The 3,413-nt window shown below is 62.8% G+C and carries 4 protein-coding genes; all 4 read left to right on the top strand.

All coding sequences use genetic code 11. The annotated features are described in order from the left end of the window. Positions 1–137 precede the first annotated feature (137 nt). Positions 138–1,298 carry an alcohol dehydrogenase catalytic domain-containing protein gene (locus J7J55_07180; GenBank protein ID MCD6142482.1) on the top strand — a complete coding sequence of 387 codons (1,161 nt, stop codon included), beginning with the start codon at positions 138–140 and terminating at the stop codon, positions 1,296–1,298. 9 nt (positions 1,299–1,307) lie between these two features. After that, positions 1,308–2,414 (top strand): creatininase family protein, encoded by a 1,107-nt coding sequence (locus J7J55_07175; GenBank protein ID MCD6142481.1) that lies wholly within the window; start codon positions 1,308–1,310, stop codon positions 2,412–2,414. Positions 2,415–2,446: 32 nt separating this feature from the next. Then, positions 2,447–3,214 carry a sugar phosphate isomerase/epimerase gene (locus J7J55_07170; protein MCD6142480.1) on the top strand — a complete coding sequence of 256 codons (768 nt, stop codon included), beginning with the start codon at positions 2,447–2,449 and terminating at the stop codon, positions 3,212–3,214. Next, positions 3,211–3,413 (top strand): hypothetical protein (locus tag J7J55_07165; GenBank protein ID MCD6142479.1); only part of this gene is annotated, 203 nt, incomplete at its 3' end. The genes J7J55_07170 and J7J55_07165, both read left to right, overlap by 4 nt.

Raw genomic sequence — 3,413 nt, 5'->3', positions numbered from 1 at the left:
GCGGAAGGTCGGCCGGTCAAGCTGAGCGAGATCGACCCTGCGTTTTAGCACGCTGTGAATAAAGTAGTCATGTCGCTGGTTGCTCTAGCGATATGATACAGTATAATCTTAATACAAACGTTTGCGAAGGAGGTCAGATGAAGGGGTTAGTCCTTTCAGCGGAGTGGGAGCCGAGGCCGGGTTATCAGGTCTCGGAATTTGAGAAGAGGACCGGCAAAGCGATCGAGGGGTTCAACGTATGGCGGCATCCCAAGCTCGAGCTCAAGGAAGTGCCACAGCCGAAACCCGGGCCGGGCGAAGTGCTCCTCAAGATTCATGCCTGCGGGGTGTGCGGTTCGGACATTCACTTCTACGAGCACGACCAGGATGACTACATCCTCTATCCCGGGCTGACCAAGTTCCCGGCGATCATCGGGCACGAGTTCGCCGGTGAGATCGTGGAGATCGGACCCGGACCGGAGGGAGCGAAGTTCAAGGTCGGGGATCGGGTGACGGTCGAGGAGATGGTGTGGTGCGGGCACTGCCGCGCCTGCCGCGACGGGTTCCCCAACCACTGCGAGAATCTCGAGGAGATCGGATTCACGATCGACGGCGCGATGGCCGAGTACATCGTTGTCCCGGCCAAGCTCTGCTGGAGCGTGGACGCGGTGTTCGAGCGCTACGCCGATGAAGAACTGGCTTGGGAAGTGGCAGCGACAACAGAGCCGACCTGCGTCGCCTACAACGGAGTGTTCGAGCGTGCCGGCGGGTTCCGGCCCGGGGCGTACGTCGTGGTCTACGGCGCCGGCCCGATCGGACTGGGGGCGATTCAACTCTCCAAGGCGTCCGGTGCGGCGAAGGTGATCGCGTTTGAGGTCTCCGCGCCGCGGCGTGAGCTCGCCAAGGAAGTCGGGGCGGACTATGTCTACGATCCGCGTGAGGTGACCCCGAGCGAGGTGGTGATGGACATCACCCACGGCGAGGGTGCGGACCTGTCGGTCGAGGCGGCCGGAGCACCGGACAAGACGATTCCGGAGATGGAAAAGACGCTGGCGATCAACGGCAAGATCGCGGTGATCGGCCGGGCGGCGCAGAAGGTCCCGATGTTCCTCGAGCGGTTCCAGATCCGCCGCAGCCAGCTGTTCGGCGCCCAGGGGCACTCCGGGCACGGAATTTTCCCGTCGGTGATCCGCCTGATGGGATCCGGGCTGATCGACAACTCCAAGATCATCACCTCCCGCTTCCCGCTCGACCAGGCGCTCGACGCGCTGGAGAAGGCGACCAAGCGCGAGGACGGGAAGATCATCATCAAGCCTTAAGGAGGAGAAATGGCAGAATGGCTCAAGACCGAACTCCCACAAGTGGTATTCGAGGACTCACAGGTCGGGCGGCTGAAGAAGGAGATCTGGGACGCCTCCGAGGAGGAGATCGACCGGATCCTCGCTGAATACGGGATCCCCTCTCCGCCGGAGCTTGGCAAGCCGGGTTCGTACATCCAGACGACTCCGCGGAGCAAGGTGGTGGAGAACCGGCGCAAGAACGACATCGTGATCATCCCTGTCGCCTCCACCGAACGGCACGGGGACCACTCCTGCTCCGGGCATGACCTGTTCCAGGTGACCCAGCTGATCGAAGGACTACGTCGGTACACCGAGAAGCAGGGGCATCCGGTGAACCTCGTCTTTCCCCCGCTTCCCTACGGCGGACACCCCTATCACCACATCGGGATGCCGGGGACGGTGATCTTGCCCGAAGAGGTGGTGCGTGAGACGTTGATCAACGTGATGCTCGGGCTGTGGAACGACGGGTTCCGCAAGCAGCTCATCATCAACAACCACGGGCAATTATGGATGCTGGAGTCAGCGCTGCACGAGTTCATGTACCGGTATCAGCTTCCCGGGATCTATCAGATCTTCGATTGGCACCGCTGCGTGCGCGAGTTCTTCGTCCCGTGCGAGAGGACCGGCTGGGAGACCGACTTCATCCACTCCGCCGAGGCGGAGACCTCGCTCGGCCTGCTCCTGTTCCCCGAAGGGATGATCGACATGGAGCACGCCGTCGACGGCGAGGGGAAGAGCTTCTTGCCCGGTGGGCACTTCGACACCTCGGTCGATCCGTACAACCGGCCGCACCGCTGGTCGGAGGGCGAGGGACACATCGCGATCGAGATCGCGGCGACGCCGCACGGAGCGGTAGGGAAGCCATCTTTGGCCGACCCGAAGAAGGCGAAGCGCCCAGTGGCAGCGATCCTGCGCTACCTGACCCTTGTCCACGACGAGATCCTGGAGCGGTTCCCGCCGGGGACCGTCCCGCCGGTGGAGGAGGTCACCCTGCGCACCAAAGAGGAGATGGAGCCCTACCTAAAGGAGCCGGGTTCACCGGGATGGAAGCCGGTGTATGCCCTTCCGCGGCGGGGATTTTCCAGCTACTCTTAAGACCGATGCCAGGGAACAACTGGCCGCTCGGGATGATCGTCCCGATACAGGACGAAACGCCGTTTTCGCCGTTCGCACCGGCGGATTGGCGCACAGCGTTGGGAGAAGTCAAGGCGGCCGGGTACGACGGGGTTGAACTCGCAATCACCGACCCGACGAAACTATCGCCGACTGAGATCAAGGAGGCCCTCGCACAGGAGGGCCTCCACTTCTTCTCCATCACCACCGGGCAGGCCGCGGCCAAGGAAGGGCTCTCCCTGTCATCGCCCGATGACGGAGTGCGGCGTCGGGCGATCGCGCGCATCCAGGCGCACATGCGCCTGGCGCGGGAGTTCGATGCGGTGGTGATCATCGGTTCCCTGCGCGGAGCCGGTGGATCGATCGACCTCCTCGTTGAATCCCTGCGTGACTGCGCCGGATATCAGCCGGAGGTCAAGCTCGCCCTCGAGCCGCTCAACCGCTACGAATCGCGGCTGATAAATACGGTGGAACAGGCGCGCGCGGTGATCGAGAAGGTGGGGGCGGACAACCTGGGGATCCTGTTCGACACGTTCCATGCCAATATCGAAGAGACTTCAATCAGCAAAGCGATCAGGACAGCAGGAGACAGGCTGTTTCACGTCCACCTTGCCGATTCCAACCGATTCGTCCCCGGTTACGGGCACCTGGATTTCGGGGAGGTGTGGAGGGCTCTCGCTGAGATAGGTTATCGCGGTGCCCTCGTGCTCGAGCCGCTTCCCAAGCCGAATCCGGAGGCGCTCCTCGCCGCGGCGGCAAGGCTCAAAGGAGAAACCGAATGAAAAGCATCGAACTTCCGACCGGCTGGCAGGCATACGCCGCTTCGATCAGACAGACGGACACCGCTACCTACGCACTGGTGCGGGGACCGGACGGGAAATTCCTCTACGTCGAAGGCCGATCCTCGTTCACCGGTGGCGCTCCGCTCGGACGGGGATATCGCTATCCGCTCACTCCGGAGACAGCGGCTGGCTTGCGAGA

This window comes from Candidatus Bipolaricaulota bacterium (assembly GCA_021159055.1).
GTDB lineage: Bacteria > Bipolaricaulota > Bipolaricaulia > UBA7950 > UBA9294 > S016-54.
This window is presented reverse-complemented; position numbering and strand designations above follow the sequence as displayed.